This window comes from Acinetobacter lactucae (assembly GCF_001605885.1).
In the GTDB taxonomy this organism is placed as follows: domain Bacteria; phylum Pseudomonadota; class Gammaproteobacteria; order Pseudomonadales; family Moraxellaceae; genus Acinetobacter; species Acinetobacter lactucae.
In genome coordinates this window covers 186,978-202,716 of sequence record NZ_LRPE01000038.1, presented here as the reverse complement: position 1 = coordinate 202,716, position 15,739 = coordinate 186,978, and the positions used below count along the sequence as shown (strand labels likewise).

The 15,739-nt window shown below is 39.5% G+C and carries 14 protein-coding genes; 5 read left to right on the top strand and 9 right to left on the bottom strand.

The window, feature by feature from the left end; all coding sequences use genetic code 11:
- Nucleotides 1-47: 47 nt before the first annotated feature.
- The gene (locus tag AWW73_RS15560) at nt 48-977 is read left to right on the top strand and encodes a DUF6929 family protein (protein ID WP_062850102.1); all 930 of its coding nucleotides are present in this window, start codon (nt 48-50) and stop codon (nt 975-977) included.
- Nucleotides 978-1,122: 145 nt separating this feature from the next.
- Here AWW73_RS15560 and AWW73_RS15555 read toward each other — a convergent pair whose 3' ends face one another.
- From AWW73_RS15555 to AWW73_RS15545, 3 genes are all read right to left on the bottom strand, one after another.
- Entirely contained in the window at nt 1,123-1,704 is a 582-nt protein-coding gene (locus AWW73_RS15555; RefSeq protein WP_016143450.1) for a dual specificity protein phosphatase family protein, read from the bottom strand.
- Nucleotides 1,701-2,513 carry an MBL fold metallo-hydrolase gene (locus AWW73_RS15550; RefSeq protein WP_205630330.1) on the bottom strand — a complete coding sequence of 271 codons (813 nt, stop codon included), beginning with the start codon at nt 2,511-2,513 and terminating at the stop codon, nt 1,701-1,703. The genes AWW73_RS15555 and AWW73_RS15550 overlap by 4 nt, the downstream gene beginning before the upstream one ends.
- A gap of 184 nt (nt 2,514-2,697) precedes the next feature.
- Nucleotides 2,698-3,339, bottom strand: coding sequence for a peroxiredoxin (locus AWW73_RS15545; protein WP_002116558.1), 642 nt, complete (start codon nt 3,337-3,339; stop codon nt 2,698-2,700).
- Between the two features lie 406 nt (nt 3,340-3,745).
- On the opposite strand from AWW73_RS15545, the gene secA reads away from it, so the two are divergent.
- Both secA and AWW73_RS15535 read left to right on the top strand, forming a co-directional pair.
- Nucleotides 3,746-6,466: a preprotein translocase subunit SecA gene (gene secA, locus AWW73_RS15540; protein ID WP_031949266.1), complete on the top strand. Its 2,721-nt coding sequence runs from the start codon at nt 3,746-3,748 to the stop codon at nt 6,464-6,466.
- 132 nt (nt 6,467-6,598) lie between these two features.
- The gene (locus tag AWW73_RS15535) at nt 6,599-7,042 is read left to right on the top strand and encodes a hypothetical protein (protein ID WP_002116535.1); all 444 of its coding nucleotides are present in this window, start codon (nt 6,599-6,601) and stop codon (nt 7,040-7,042) included.
- Between the two features lie 66 nt (nt 7,043-7,108).
- Here AWW73_RS15535 and AWW73_RS15530 read toward each other — a convergent pair whose 3' ends face one another.
- Together AWW73_RS15530 and trhA are read right to left on the bottom strand one after the other, a co-directional pair.
- Nucleotides 7,109-8,419: an MFS transporter gene (locus AWW73_RS15530; protein WP_062850101.1), complete on the bottom strand. Its 1,311-nt coding sequence runs from the start codon at nt 8,417-8,419 to the stop codon at nt 7,109-7,111.
- A gap of 131 nt (nt 8,420-8,550) precedes the next feature.
- Nucleotides 8,551-9,192 carry a PAQR family membrane homeostasis protein TrhA gene (trhA, locus tag AWW73_RS15525; protein WP_061874142.1) on the bottom strand — a complete coding sequence of 214 codons (642 nt, stop codon included), beginning with the start codon at nt 9,190-9,192 and terminating at the stop codon, nt 8,551-8,553.
- Nucleotides 9,193-9,319: 127 nt separating this feature from the next.
- Here trhA and AWW73_RS15520 point away from each other — a divergent pair, with 127 nt between their 5' ends.
- A complete protein-coding gene (locus AWW73_RS15520) occupies nt 9,320-10,531 on the top strand; it encodes a class I SAM-dependent methyltransferase (protein WP_081409656.1) in 1,212 nt (403 codons plus the stop codon).
- A gap of 12 nt (nt 10,532-10,543) precedes the next feature.
- Nucleotides 10,544-10,963, top strand: a complete 420-nt coding sequence (locus AWW73_RS15515; RefSeq protein WP_016143443.1) for a GNAT family N-acetyltransferase — start codon at nt 10,544-10,546, stop codon at nt 10,961-10,963.
- A gap of 29 nt (nt 10,964-10,992) precedes the next feature.
- Here AWW73_RS15515 and AWW73_RS15510 read toward each other — a convergent pair whose 3' ends face one another.
- The 4 genes from AWW73_RS15510 to AWW73_RS15495 all read right to left on the bottom strand — a co-directional run bounded on the left by AWW73_RS15510 (nt 10,993) and on the right by AWW73_RS15495 (nt 15,650).
- Nucleotides 10,993-11,853: a patatin-like phospholipase family protein gene (locus AWW73_RS15510; protein WP_016143095.1), complete on the bottom strand. Its 861-nt coding sequence runs from the start codon at nt 11,851-11,853 to the stop codon at nt 10,993-10,995.
- A gap of 15 nt (nt 11,854-11,868) precedes the next feature.
- Entirely contained in the window at nt 11,869-12,126 is a 258-nt protein-coding gene (locus AWW73_RS15505; RefSeq protein ID WP_001280981.1) for a hypothetical protein, read from the bottom strand.
- A 164-nt stretch (nt 12,127-12,290) separates the two neighbouring features.
- Entirely contained in the window at nt 12,291-14,426 is a 2,136-nt protein-coding gene (locus AWW73_RS15500; protein WP_062850099.1) for a 3-hydroxyacyl-CoA dehydrogenase NAD-binding domain-containing protein, read from the bottom strand.
- A gap of 18 nt (nt 14,427-14,444) precedes the next feature.
- Complete coding sequence (locus tag AWW73_RS15495) at nt 14,445-15,650, bottom strand: acetyl-CoA C-acetyltransferase (protein ID WP_062850098.1); 1,206 nt, start codon at nt 15,648-15,650, stop codon at nt 14,445-14,447.
- Nucleotides 15,651-15,739: the final 89 nt, after the last annotated feature.

Below are 15,739 nucleotides of genomic sequence, written 5' to 3'. Positions count from 1 at the left end.
GCTTTATTCTTGTTGAGGAGTGTTCCATTCAATAGGGGGTCTTGAAGATGAATACAACGATCAAAATATTAGAAAAATTTGTTTTTGCACATGATTCAGTGATTAGCGCACTGTCTGGAGTTGCTTGTGTGGGGGAGGATGTTTATTTTGTTGGTGATAATCTCCCTTATTTATTAAAAATCAATCGAACCCAGAACATGGCCGATACAACGGTCTTTGAAAAAATCCCGTTATTTGATCCTTCAGAGCAAATACCGCTAAGTGCATTAAGCAAAGAACAGAAGCCGGATTTTGAAGCTTTAACTTGCATAAGTTGGGACGGACAATCACAGCTTTTGGTGATGGGCTCGGGTTCTACAGAAAATCGAAAACGAGCATTACTCTATAACCCTGTTAATGATCAGGTCAAAACTTTCTTGGAAGCGGTTGATTATGATTTTTTGCAGTATCAGGTTGAATTAACAGGCGGGGCTGATCTCAATATAGAAGCCATATGTTCAGACCATCGTTATCTCTATATTTTTCAACGTGGTAACATAAATCTCCATCATGGGGTTTTAGTCTTTGATCTAATCAAAATTCAAGCAGGCAAATCCTTAGCAAATGCACTTATACATTCGCTCAAATTGAGCTTAGCTGAGCTTGAAGGTTCAGCAAGTGGCATTTCAGATGCTTGTTTTTTAGCGGATAAAAATTTGATTATTGCTACAGCTACAGTCGAACAAACACTCAATACCTATGATGACGGTGCTGTATTAGGAAGTTTTATCTTGGTGTTTTCGCCTGATGGTAAAGCTTTAGCGACTCATTTGATTCAAGATGCGAAAGGACAGACACTGCCAATCAAAGTTGAAGGGATTACTTGGTTCGAGTCGAGATCTGATGGGGAAGTCTTTTTATTAGTGACAGACAGTGATGGTGGTGATTCTGAAATTTTGAAGATATTACTCAGCAACGCCGCTTTGGGAAAATCATAAAGTTAAACCATATTTTTGATGATTATCTATCTTTAAATGTATATTTTTGGATGTAATTGATAAGAATGAAAACAAGAAATAAGTTGGTGATTGAGCCAACTTATTTGCCTAATAATTGCATTTGCATACAAAAGTAATCCAGTCTTTAGCTAGAGGAATTCGACAGTTGCTGCTGAATCCATCTTACATTTTCAGGCGTAAATAAACGGTCAATATTCTTCCAAATAATATGATAGCCATAACCACCTTGCTTCATTTCTTTAACCGCATCATCAATTGCCCAATTTTCAAAAATAATGCGATACATGGCAACACTGGCGCCTGTACGATCTGAACCATGGTAGCAATGCAATAAAACGCGCTGATCATTCTGCTTGGCAATTTTGATTTGCTGCATGACTTCTAAGAGATCTTGTCGATCAATTGCCCAAGTGTTGATAGGAATATGCACAAGATTAAAATTTTCATTTTTAAAAACTAAACTATCTGCGTCTTTGGCTCTTAAATTAATAATGGTTCCAATTTGATTATTCTTTAATTCTGAAATCATTGCAGCATCAGGTTGTTCACTGCGATAAACATCATTACTAATTTGATAAAAATTATGAGTCTGAGAAACTAAGCTTCCCCAATCTTGTGGTCGATGCTCATGGGCAATACTTTCGTGCTGCATACACCCTTGTAAATTTATACAGATAACAAGTGTAAGGAGCGATAATTTCTTCATGTTTGATACCGTTTCAGCTCATCAGGGTCGTGAGCACAAATTATTTCAATCGTTGGTTCATATTGAGCCAAATGCTGTAAGCGTTTGAGGTTAAAAAGACGTTTTTCATTATCTTCTGCAAATGTTTTTTCCACCAAACCAAGTGATCTTAATTTATTTTTAGGGTTTAACTCTAGGTGTGAGTAGTAGGCATCTCCACAAAATAATAACCATTGATTTGGTTGCTTTATGGCAATACCGCAATGTCCAGCCGAATGTCCCAACAGTGGCACCATTAAAATTTCATCTTGAAACAGCGGAAAACCTTTTACTTTTTCGAGGTTGAACCATGCCTCACCTTGTTGATATTCAACAAAGTTCCAATATCGATGATCTTTATATTGATTGGTTCGATAGCGAAGTTTTCCCTTAAAGTTCGGAAGTTGCGCAGCATTATATTCTGCTGCTAAAACATGAACTGTCGCATGAGGAAAATCTGAGATACCGCCAGCATGATCAAAATCAAGGTGAGTGACAAAAATATGCTGTACATCTTTGGGGCTAAATCCAAGCTTTTGGATTTGTTGGATCGCACTAAATTCAAGATTATGCTCAATATTGCCTAAGCGTTTAACTAATGAGCCTAGACGTTGCTTCATATGTAAGTAATCTTGCAAGCCAAAGCCCGTATCGATAAGCACTAAGCCTCGATCAGTTTCAACTAAAAGACAATGACAGATTACCTCAGCTCGAAAGCCTTTTTGTCCAAATAAGGGGGCACAAACCGGGCACATGCTGCCACACTTTAAATGATGAATTTTATAAATCATGATTTTTATTTTTTTACCGAATCGCTTCGAGTTATAACTGATCTGAGCAATAAAAACCATGATTATTCAATACATAAATAAAAAAGCCATCACTCTGGATGACTTTTTTGGGTGTGATATTTAAACAACTTCTGCCTACGCGCTTCGCTTGTCTTGCGCTTCGATTAAAGCCTTTTTAAAGGCTTTAATCTTGCTCAGGCTGTGGCGTGAGGCGTAAATAAGGTTTAACAGCCGTATAGCCTTTAGGGAAACGTTGTTTGATTTCTTCTTCATCTTTAAGTGATGGCACAATCACGACATCTTCACCTTGCTGCCAGTTCGCAGGTGTAGCAACTTTATGCTTATCTGTTAATTGTAAGGAATCAACAACACGTAAGACTTCATTAAAATTTCGGCCAGTCGAAGCAGGGTAGGTAATAATTAAGCGAACTTTTTTGTTAGGATCGATAATCACTAATGAACGTACTGTCAGAGTTTCACTGGCGTTAGGGTGGATGAAACCATAGAGCTCAGATACTTTACGGTCTTTATCCGCAATGATGGGAAAGTTGACAGTTGTATTTTGTGTTTCATTAATATCGTTGATCCAGCCTTTGTGCGACTCTACATCATCTACAGACAAAGCAATCGCTTTAACATTACGCTTCGTAAATTCATCTTTTAATTTTGCTGTGTAACCTAACTCAGTTGTACATACAGGGGTATAGTCAGCTGGGTGTGAAAATAAGATTCCCCAACTATCCCCTAAAAAATCATAAAAATTAATGGTGCCTTCACTCGATTCTTGTTGAAAATCGGGAGCAGTATCTCCTAATCGTAGAGTCATGATCTTTCCTCAATTGCTCATAATTTGTTATTCGATTGAATGAATATGCAGCATTTACTTTATGATTAAAATTATTGTTTTTGTATTTTATTATGAACTTTTTATATAAGTGTAAATATATATGACTAAAAGTCATTATTTTAAGTGCTTAATCAATGTAACTTTAAGGTAAATTTGCTAAATTAGATTTCTCGGAAGTTATGCTTAATCGATGAGCGTTAATGGTGTGTTTTTGGTGCTCGGCACATTAAGGGGAGATGAGATGAATGAAAAACCGTTCATCTAACTATCAGATTTTTTTTAGGGGTTTTGTGCAAACCCCTTGTACTTCAAATTTCTGACACCATAATAAACGACTGAGAAAAAGTTTATTCATTTGACCAAGCAAGATTTAGAGAGTTTATCCATGTTGGCAAGTCTGATCGGAGGTATCTTCGGTACAAAAAATGAGCGTGAACTCAAACGCATGCGCAAAATTGTTGAGCAAATCAATGCGCTCGAGCCGACGATATCAGCTTTAAGCGATGCAGACTTATCTGCAAAAACTCCAGAATTCAAACAACGTTATAATAATGGCGAAAGTTTAGATAAATTACTTCCAGAAGCGTTTGCAGTTTGTCGTGAAGCTGCTAAGCGTGTGATGGGTATGCGTCACTATGATGTTCAGTTAATTGGTGGTATTACCTTACATGAAGGTAAGATTGCCGAGATGCGTACGGGTGAAGGTAAAACCCTTATGGGTACTCTAGCGTGTTATTTAAACGCTTTGAGTGGCCAAGGTGTACATGTCATTACTGTGAACGATTATTTGGCACAGCGTGATGCCGAGTTGAACCGCCCATTATTTGAGTTTTTGGGTCTATCAATTGGTACGATTTATTCAATGCAAGGTCCGTCAGAAAAAGCGGAAGCTTATCTTGCAGATATCACTTACGGTACCAATAACGAATTCGGTTTTGACTACTTACGTGACAACATGGTGTTTTCTTTAGCAGAAAAGAAACAACGTGGCTTGCACTATGCCATTATCGATGAAGTTGACTCCATCTTGATTGATGAAGCACGTACACCATTAATTATTTCTGGTCAAAGTGAAGATTCTTCACAACTCTATGCTGCAATCAATACGATTCCACCTAAATTACATCCGCAAAAAGAAGAAAAAGTAGCAGACGGCGGTCATTTCTGGATTGACGAAAAGCAACGTTCAGTTGAAATGACTGAGGTTGGCTATGAAGCTGTTGAACAAGAACTTATTCAGATGGGCTTGTTGGCCGAAGGCGAAAGCTTATATTCAGCAACAAACCTAAATCTTGTTCACCATGTATCTGCTGCTATTCGTGCGCATTTCCTGTTCCAACGTGATGTTCACTATATTATTCATGATGGTGAAGTCGTTATTGTCGATGAACATACGGGTCGTACGATGCCGGGTCGTCGTTGGTCAGAAGGTTTGCATCAAGCGGTTGAAGCAAAAGAAGGCTTAGAAATTCAGCCTGAAAACCAAACTTTAGCGACAACAACATTCCAGAACTATTTCCGTCTCTATAAAAAGCTTTCAGGTATGACAGGTACGGCTGATACTGAAGCTGCGGAAATGAAAGAAATTTATGGCCTTGATGTTGTGATTATTCCAACTCACCGTCCAATGATTCGTAATGACCAAAACGATTTAATTTATTTAAACCGTAACGGTAAATATAACGCGATTATTCAGGAAATTATGAATATTCGTCAGCAGGGTGTTGCTCCGATTCTGATTGGTACGGCAACGATTGAAGCCAGTGAAATTTTATCTTCTAAGTTAATGCAAGCTGGTATTCACCATGAAGTGTTGAATGCAAAGCAGCATGAGCGTGAAGCTGACATTATTGCTCAGGCGGGTAGCCCGAACGCAGTAACGATTGCAACGAACATGGCTGGTCGTGGTACGGATATTATCTTGGGTGGTAACTGGAAAGCTAAGCTTGCCAAATTAGAGAACCCAACTGCAGAAGATGAAGCACGTCTAAAAGCACAATGGGAACAAGACCACGAAGATGTATTGCAAGCTGGTGGTTTGCATATCATTGGTTCTGAGCGCCATGAATCACGTCGTATTGACAACCAGTTACGTGGCCGTGCCGGTCGTCAGGGTGACCCTGGTGTTTCTCGTTTCTATTTGTCTCTTGAAGATGATCTGATGCGTATTTTCGCAGGCGACCGTGTCGTTGGCATGATGCGCGCGATGGGTTTGAAAGAAGATGAAGCGATTGAACATAAAATGGTGAGCCGTTCAATTGAGAATGCTCAGCGTAAAGTTGAAGCGCGTAACTTCGATATTCGTAAGAACTTATTGAAATACGATGACGTGAATAATGAACAACGTAAGATTATTTATTCACAGCGTGATGAAGTATTAGCTGAAAACACCTTAAAAGACTACGTTGAAGAAATGCATCGTGAAGTGATGCAAGGCATGATTGCTAACTTTATTCCACCAGAGTCAATTCATGACCAGTGGGATGTGGAAGGTTTAGAAAATGCTTTACGTATTGATTTAGGGATTGAGCTGCCAATTCAAGAATGGTTAGACCAAGATCGTCGTTTGGATGAAGAAGGTTTGGTTGAGCGTATTAGTGATGAAGTGATTGAGCGTTATCGTCAGCGCCGTGCTCAAATGGGTGATGAATCGGCAGCAATGCTTGAACGTCATTTCGTTTTAAACTCTCTTGATCGCCATTGGAAAGATCACTTAGCTGCTATGGATTATTTGCGCCAAGGTATTCACTTACGTGGCTATGCGCAAAAGAACCCTGAACAGGAATATAAGAAAGAAGCTTTCAATCTGTTTGTAAATATGCTGGGTATTATTAAAACTGATGTTGTGACTGATTTGTCTCGTGTACATATTCCAACACCAGAAGAGCTTGCAGAAATGGAAGCTCAACAGCAGCAGCAAGCTGAATCAATGAAGCTTTCTTTTGAACATGATGATGTAGATGGTTTAACGGGTGAAGTTACACTTTCTCAAGAAACCATGAATGAATCTGCCGATCAGCAAGCTTTCCCTGTTCCAGAAAGCCGTAATGCACCATGCCCATGTGGTTCAGGATTAAAATATAAGCAATGTCACGGTAAGATCTAATCTGCCTTCACAAAAAAAAGCAGAACAATTGTTCTGCTTTTTTTATGTTTGTAGTAAGCCTGTGAATAATGTTTGCAGTTTTAAGCATTAAATGCTATTTACTTCTCATCCAGAGTGTATGTTGGAAAGACAATGAAAAAAGTATTACAACCTTTATTTTTAACTGTTCTTGCTGTACCAAGTTTTGTTTTTGCAGCAGAAGCAGCTTCAGCCCCTCAAACGACAACGGTTGACAAAGTACTTGCAGCAAAAGGCCCAACTTCGGCTCAAGCTGTAGTGAAGCAAGAAAATACGACAGTGATTAGCCCTCGTACAGGGATCCGCTATACGTTGGGTAACACAGGTAATCGCCCAATTATTTTACAAACTACAGCGATTGCTCCGGCAAACTCAGCAAACATTAATCGAATTGTGGCAAGTAACCCAGCTCTTTCTGCAAAAAGCCAAGAAAAAGCAAAAGTTGCTTTAATCGGTGAAGCAGCTGTAGCAGGACCAGCGGCAGTTGCAGCAAGTAATGTAACAGCGCCAGCAGCAACAAATAGTGTTGCTCCAGCAAATCCTGCATCAATGAATTAATTCGTTTTTGTATAAAAAAGCCGGTTCAATTTTGAACCGGCTTTTTTTATGGGGTGTTTTAGAACTTTAAATCTGGTTATTTACATCATCATTTTTTGTTTCACGAATAAGTAAGAAGGCAACTAATGATAAAAGTGATGCCGCAGTAAGATAATAACCAACCGCATACAAGCCATAAGTTTCAGCAAGTTTAGTGGCAATAAGTGGGGCAAAAGATGCACCAAAAATACCAGCTAGGTTAAAGGTTAATGCTGAACCTGTATAACGAACCGAGGTTGGAAAAAGTTCAGAAAGAACTGTACCAATTGGACCATAGGTTAAGCCCATAATTGATAAACCTGTACACAAGAAAAGGAAGACGATTAAGGTATTTTCTGACTCTAACATACTAGAGAAGAACAAACCGAAAATCGCAGCAGCGATACAAACGCCAATAGAAGTTGTTTTACGACCAAATTTTTCTGCAAAAATAGCCGATAAAGGAATAAATGCAGCGAAGCAAAGTGTGGCAAAAAGTTGAAGTTCTAAAAACTCACCACGTGCATAGCCAAGCTTTGTGGTTCCCCAGTTTAAGGCAAATACGGTAGTAAGATAGAACACAACAAAGGTACAAATTGCAGCAACTGTACCAAGAATAAGCTTACCTGTATGTTTGGTTAAGACTTCTTTAAATGGAATATTAACTTCTTTTTGCTTATCTAAAACCTTTTGGAAAGCTGGAGTTTCATGCAGTTTTAAACGGATGTATAAGCCAACAATCACTAATACAGCACTAGCAATGAATGGAATACGCCAACCCCATTGCATGAATGCTTGCTCTGGAATAACCGCACTTAATAGTAAGAATGAACCTGTTGCCAAAATAAAGCCAATTGGAGCACCTAGCTGAGGAAACATGCCATACCATGCTCTTTTACCTTTTGGGGCATTTTCAGTCGCTAATAATACTGCGCCACTCCATTCACCGCCTAAGCCTAGACCTTGTCCTAAACGACAAACGGCTAATAGTAATGGTGCGACAATTCCGATTTGGGCATAGGTTGGAAGCAAACCAATACATACAGTTGAAATACCCATGGTCAGTAAAGCTGCAACTAAAGTTGCTTTTCGGCCAATACGGTCTCCGAGATGGCCAAATAATGCGGCACCAATAGGGCGAGCAATAAAGGCAATTGCAAAGGTTGCCAGAGATTGTAAGACTGCGGCACTGCCACTACTAGCAGGGAAAAATAGGTGTGGAAAGATAATCACGGCAGCTGTTGCATAGATATAAAAGTCGAAGAACTCAATGGTTGTACCGACTAAGCTTGCAAACAAAACTCGTGTTTTTGAATTCGTGGCTACTACAGGAGCAGCAGTCGCAGAGGTTGACTCCATATAAGTCCTTATATCCGTTAAAATTTATTTTTAATTACTACTCTTTTTAAGACGTGTTTTTCTCAAAGAATAGCGTGAAAGAACATCATCCATGACTCTTTCAGGATCACTGAATATGAGTGAAAAATGGACTAAACTATGTACCAATAGATGGCAAGAAAATGTGCCCCTGCACCTAAAAGCACAAAAATATGCCAGATCGCATGGGTATATCTTACCTTTTTTAACGCGTAAAACAATGCTCCAACCGTATAAGCTAATCCGCCAATGATTAATAAAATCAACGTATCTTTACTTAAATAAGTACGCATATCATCCATAACAAATACAGCAAGCCACCCCATAAGCACATAAGCAAGTAAAGAAATTTTCTGAAAGCGGTGAATGAAAACTAACTTGAAAAGTGTACCAATTGCAGCAATGCTCCAAAGTGCAATAAGCAAAATATGAGCTTTTTGTGTAGGTATAGCAATGCTTAAGAACGGGGTATATGTTCCAGCAATTAAATAATAAATAGCAGTATGGTCGAGTTTTTTATACCAGTAGCGTAGGTTTTGTGTTTGAGCAAAATGATAGAGTGTAGAACTGGTAAAAACTAAAATTAGGCTAAATGAATATACCCATAAGCCCACCCATTGAGCAGTGGAAAGATAAGATCCCTTTATAATTAAAAAGATAGAAGCTACAACCGCCATAACAACGCCAGCACCATGACTATAGGCATTAAATAGTTCTTCTTTTGGATCGTAAGTTTCCAACACAGATTTACTCATAACTTTAATTTTTTGATTAAAAATACAAATGTATAGAAATACAAAACAGTCGTAAAGTTATTTTATTTTTAATCCTAGACCCTTTAAACTTCTATTTTATATGAGTCTTCATTTTTCAGGTATATCCGTGTCGGTTTTCTCCTTTGAGCAAGAACAGCAATTCTTTCATGAAATCAAGCAAATGCTTGACCAACAAGCTTTTGAACGTTTGATCTTGAGCCAATATAAGGGAGAGCTGGCGCAGCTGGAAAAAATCACTTTCCGCGTTGTAGAGCTACATGGACAGAAACAGCTTTCAGCTCTATACCATCACACGACTCAAGATATGACTAAAAACTATTCATTTCAAGAGGGCTTGCAGCAGATTGAGCAATTAATCACTCAGTGTAAGCAAGCAAACTTATTTTCGACTACTCAAGAAATTCAACTTAAAAAAAATAAGAAAAAAGCCATATTAAATATGGGTAAAAAACAGGCAGTAAATGCGACACAAACGGTTCAGGCGCATGACCGTGAAAAGCAGCGCTATGTACAGCAAGGGAATGCATTTTTAAAAGAGCTGGGTATTACTGATGAGAAAGCCCAAGTTATTCCAAGCATGGCTCGTAAATGGAAACAGATTAATAAATTTATCGAAATTTTTGCGAGTGCCTATGAACAGATTGATGCATCTCAACAAGAGTTACGCATTGTCGATTTTGGCTCGGGGAAAGGTTATTTAACTTTTGCGTTATATGATTATTTGCAAGAGCAGCAAAAAACACCGTTGATTACTGGTGTTGAATTGCGCCCGAATCTGGTTGAGTTTTGCCAGAATGTTGCAGACAAAGTGCATTTTAACCACTTAGACTTTTTTGAAGGTGACGTTCGTAGTTATCAACCGGAAAAGCTGGATGTAATGATTGCCTTACACGCATGTGATATTGCGACAGATTTTGCTATTCATACTGGAATCCGTTTAAACGCTTCGATGATTATGTGCGCGCCATGTTGCCACAAAGAGTTACGCCCTCAATTACATAGCCCAGAAGTTTTACAACCAATGCTACAGTTTGGTATTCATGCTGGGCAACAAGCCGAGATGCTGACCGACACTTTACGTGCGTTACTTTTAAAAGCGTATGGCTACGAAACTAAAGTTTTTGAGTTTGTATCGCTTGAACATACCAGCAAAAATAAAATGATTTTGGCAACAAAACGCAAAAATGTTTCACAACCTGATGCCAAGATTATGGCTCAAATCCAAGCATTGAAAGAGATGTACGGGATTAAAAAACAAACGTTGGAATTGTTAATGCAAGATCAGTTGCCAATCGAAAATATTGGCTGCAAGTGCTAGGACGGGGAATGGATGTATAAAATTGTAGAGGGTGGTTGGAAACAGCTTGAGAAAGATGCCAAATACATCCGTGAGCAAGTGTTTATTCAAGAACAGGGAATTGCACCTGAAGATGAATGGGACGACTTGGATGCGGTAGTTCTACATTTTATTGTCTATGACAAAGAACAGCCTATTGCTACAGCACGTTTGTTGCCACAACATAGCGTAGGGCGTGTTGCTGTTTTAATGTCTTATCGAAAGCAAGGTATAGGTAAAATTTTAATGCAGCATATTATTGAATATGCGCGTCATCATAAACTGCCTTATTTAAAGCTTTCAGCACAAACCTATGTAACAGCCTTTTATGAAGCTTTAGGTTTTCACGTGCAAGGCGAGGTTTACCAAGACTGTGGCATTCCACATATTGATATGGTTTTGAAGTTAAATTGAGACTTCTTTTTAGAAATCTCAATTTTAATTTATTTCATTGCATTCCAACTTTCGATGGCCTGTAAGCCAGTCTCTAAACCAACTTCATAACTGTAGCGAAGCTTTTTCGGATTGGTAGTTAAACGGCCAGCCATATTTTTAAGTGGCGGTGGACACACTTCTAAAATTTGTTGGTCTGGATTTTCACCACGAACAAAATCTACTGAAGCGTTATAACGAGCACAGCGGCTACGCAAACTATTTGCAAAACCATAATGATGTTTAAAAGCGTATTTTGCGAGGAATTGATCACCTCGACTACTTGCCTTGAAGTAGTTTTTCGGGCGAGTGCGTAAAACTAACAGTTTTTTGACGCCACTTTGCTGAGCCGTCCAGCGAACGGGTAAGGCATCTGCAACACCACCATCAAAATAAGGTTCACCCATAATATCAACAGGATGACGCGTTAAAACTGGAATTGAGCTAGAAGCACGAAGTGCATTGAGTAAATTATCTTTACCCGCACGAAGATATTCTGCATGACCTGTTTTGGCATGGGTCAATACCATATAAAAATCTGGATTTTTAGCAAAAAGACTCTGTTGATCAAGAGGGTGCTCTTGCTCACCAATTTCCCACATCCATTTTAAATCAAGTAAATCGCCGCCTTTAAAAAAGCGTTTGTAATCGATGAATTCTGGACGGAGTGAATGATCAATATAAAAGGTTAGCGTGCGGCCTTGCTGGCCTGCTAAGTAGTTGGCGACATTGGTTGAACCAGATGATACGCCAACATATAAATCGAAAGGGTTGAACTGTTGTTGTAAAAACGCGTCAAGTACACCACTGGTAAAGGCACCGCGCATGCCTCCACCTTCTACAACCAGTGCATTACGGGAAAAATCTGTCATTTGAAAAATATCTAATTACTGAGTTGATTGCTTGTGTTCTTGCATATCCATTTCAGGCATATTGTCACTATGTTGAGCGTGTTGCTCAGTAGAGTGTTCAGCCTTTTGCTGCATTTGCTCTTGTTGAGCTTTGCGCTGTGCACCTGGCATATAGTCAGGTTCATTACTCATCGCTAAATAGAAAAAACCAAGGAAAATCGCACTTAAGACACCAACGATCAGAACAAATTTCCAGCCTAAAATTGCTGACTCGGAAGAATTTTTATCGGACATAAGGATTTCTCGAATGTGCTGTAGAAGCACAAAAATGAAGTCTATTTATAGCATATTTAGGCAGGGGGCAGGAATCTTAAAGGTCATAAAGAAAAACCCATATAAATAAAATATATTTATATGGGTAAGGTTTATGCAGTTTTTGAATATTCAGTAAGTCTAAGTTATTGAATATTTTGTTTCTGCTCCGCTTTGGCTTTTAGTAAGGCAGGTGGGGTAAAACGTTCACCATATTTTGCAGCCAATTCTTCGGCACGTTTTTGTGCTTTATCAGTACCATACTGATTTAGGAATTGAATTGCTCCTCCCGTCCAAGGTGCATAACCAATTCCAAAAATAGAACCGACATTGGCATCAATTACAGACTCTAATACACCTTCTTCATAACAACGTAAGGTATCTAGCGCTTGTACAAACAGAATGCGATCAATCATATCTTGTTCAGAAATATCATGATCTTTTTTCCAGCGGTTTAAGCCTTCCCATAGATGCTTTTTACCATTTTCAGGATATTCATAAAAACCAGCTCCAGCCGCCTTACCTTTACGGTTTAGCTCATGAATCATGGTGTGAACGACTTCGTCTACAGAGGTTTTAGGTAAATCTTTTCCTTCGGCTTGCAGGGCTTTACGTGCCTCACCAGCAACATGTTCGGTTAATGTTAAAGACACTTCATCTTGAATAGCGAGTGGTCCAACTGGCATGCCAGCTTTAAGGGCAGCCATTTCAATGCGTGCTGGGTGGACGCCTTCTGCAAGCAAACGCATACCTTCTTGAATGAAAGTGCCAAACACACGACTGGTAAAGAAACCACGGCTATCATTAACGACAATTGGTGTTTTTCCAATTTGTTGTACAAAGTCGTAGGCTTTGGCAAGGGTTTCACTTGAGGTATTTTTGCCTTTAATAATCTCGACCAACTGCATTTTGTCGACAGGGCTAAAAAAGTGTAGGCCGATAAAAGCTTTATCATCCTTACTTGCTTGCGCTAAACCTGTAATTGGCAGGGTTGAGGTGTTTGATGCCATTACACCGTTAGGTGCTAGATATTGCTCGGCTTCTTGAGTGACTTTAGCTTTGAGTTCTTGATTCTCAAATACGGCTTCAATAATTAAATCACAATCTTGTAATTCTGCAGCAGAAGCTGTAGCCGTGATGAGCGATAAAACCTGATCACGTTTTTCTGCCGTCATGCGGCCTTGTGAAACACGTTTATCTAGCAATTTCTGAGAATATGCTTTGCCTTTCTCTGCATTTTCAATAGATACATCTTTAAGTACAACTGGAATGCCTTTAATGGCTGTTGAATAAGCAATGCCTGCACCCATCATGCCTGCACCCAACACACCAACTTTAGTGGCTTGCCATTTTGCAACGTCGGCAGGGCGGCTTGCACCAGACTTAATTGCATTTAAACCATGCCAGAAAGTGCCGATCATATTTTTAGAAATTTGGCCTGTTGTAAGCTGAGTAAAATAGCGAGACTCAATACGCAGTGCAGTATCTACATCGACTTGAGCGCCCTCAACTGCGGCAGCCATAATCGCTTCAGGGGCAGGGTAACAACCTTTAGTTTTGTCTCTTAACATGGCTGGCGCAATTGCAAGAATTTGTGCAACTGCTGGAGTTTTTGGATCGCCACCCGGAATTTTATAACCCTTCACATCAAACGGCTGTTGAGATTTTGGATTAGCCTTGATCCAAGCAATTGCTTTATCTAAAAGTTCTTGTTCATTTTCGGAAGTGTCATGAATTAAGCCTAAAGATTTTGCTTTATCAACACCAAACTGTTTACCTTCCATTAAAAATGGGAACGCGTTTTGAAGCCCCAATAGACGTACCATACGTACAATACCGCCGCCGCCCGGTAACAAACCTAAAGTAACTTCTGGTAGGCCAAATTTACTTTTCGGGTCATTAATTGCAATACGATGATGGCAACTTAATGCGATTTCCCAACCACCGCCAAGTGCCGTGCCATTTAATGCTGCAACCACTGGAATACCGAGCGTTTCAATTGTACGTAAATGACCTTTTAGCTTTTCAACCATATTGAAAAACTCAGTCGCATGTTCAGGCTGAACTTGAATCAGCTCATCTAAATCACCGCCTGCAAAGAACGTTTTTTTAGCTGAGCGGAAAATTACACCTGAAAGTTCTGTTTCTGCTTTAAGTTTCTGAGTCGCTTCATCGAGCGAGTCACGAAACTCGGCATTCATGGTGTTCGCAGATTGACCAGTTGAATCAAGCGTTAAAATGACAATATTGTCGGCATTTTTTTCGTATTGAATTGCACTCATCTTTTATATCCCTAATTTTTATACGCGTTCAATAATGGTGGCAATACCCATCCCACCGCCAACACAGAGCGTCGCTAAACCGCGCTTTTTATCTTGTCGTTCAAGCTCATCAAGTAAAGTGCCTAAAATCATGGCACCTGTTGCTCCTAATGGATGACCTAAAGCAATCGCACCACCATTTACATTGACCTTTTCAGCAGGGACGTTGAGTTCATTAATAAAACGCATAACAACTGCCGCAAATGCTTCATTGACTTCAAATAGGTCAATATCATCAATCGTAAGCCCAGCTTTTTCTAAAGCTTTACGTGCAGCAGGAGCAGGGCCAGTCAACATAATGGTTGGGTCAGTACCAACTAGTGCAGTCGCCAAAACTTTAGCGCGTGGTTTTAAATTTTGTTCTTTTACCGCTTTTTCAGAAGCTAATAAAACTACAGCTGCTCCATCAACAATACCTGATGAGTTACCTGCGTGATGAACATGATTTACTTTTTGTGCTTCTGGATATTTTTGCAAAGCGACTGCATCAAAACCCATTTGTCCCATCATTTCAAAGCTTGGGTTGAGTTTTGTTAGCCCTTCGAGTGTTGTATTACCTTTAATAAATTCATCTTTTTCTAAAATCACCACACCTGCGTGATCTTTTACTGGCACAACTGATTGATCAAAATAACCATTTGATTGAGCCGCCGCAGCTTTTTGTTGTGACTTCACAGCAAAATTATCAACATCTTCACGGCTATAGCCATCTAAGGTTGCAATGAGGTCGGCTCCAATGCCTTGCGGAACAAATGATGACTTAAGGTTTGTTTCTGGGTCTAGCGCCCATGGTCCACCATCAGAACCCATTGGAATGCGTGACATTGATTCAACGCCACCAGCAACCACTAAATCTTCCCAACCGGAGCGGACTTTCATGGCTGCCATGTTGACTGCTTCTAAACCTGATGCACAAAAGCGATTGATTTGCACCCCAGCAACATCATCGTTCCAACCTGCTGCAATCGCTGCTGTTTTAGCAATATCACCACCTTGGTCGCCAATTGGTGTGACACAGCCTAAAACAATATCATCGACTTTAGAGGTATCGAGTTGATGGCGCTGCTGTAATTCATTTAATAAGGTAGTGAGTAAGGTAATTGGTTTTACTTCGTAAAGAGAGCCATCTTTTTTTCCTTTTCCGCGTGGGGTGCGAATGGCATCAATAATATAAGCCTCGCTCATAACAGTTCCTTTTTTATTACTTAAACTTTAGTTGTGTTTTGAGTGTACTGGTTTTGAAAGGCAACGCAATGACGATAAGCGCACCAGTC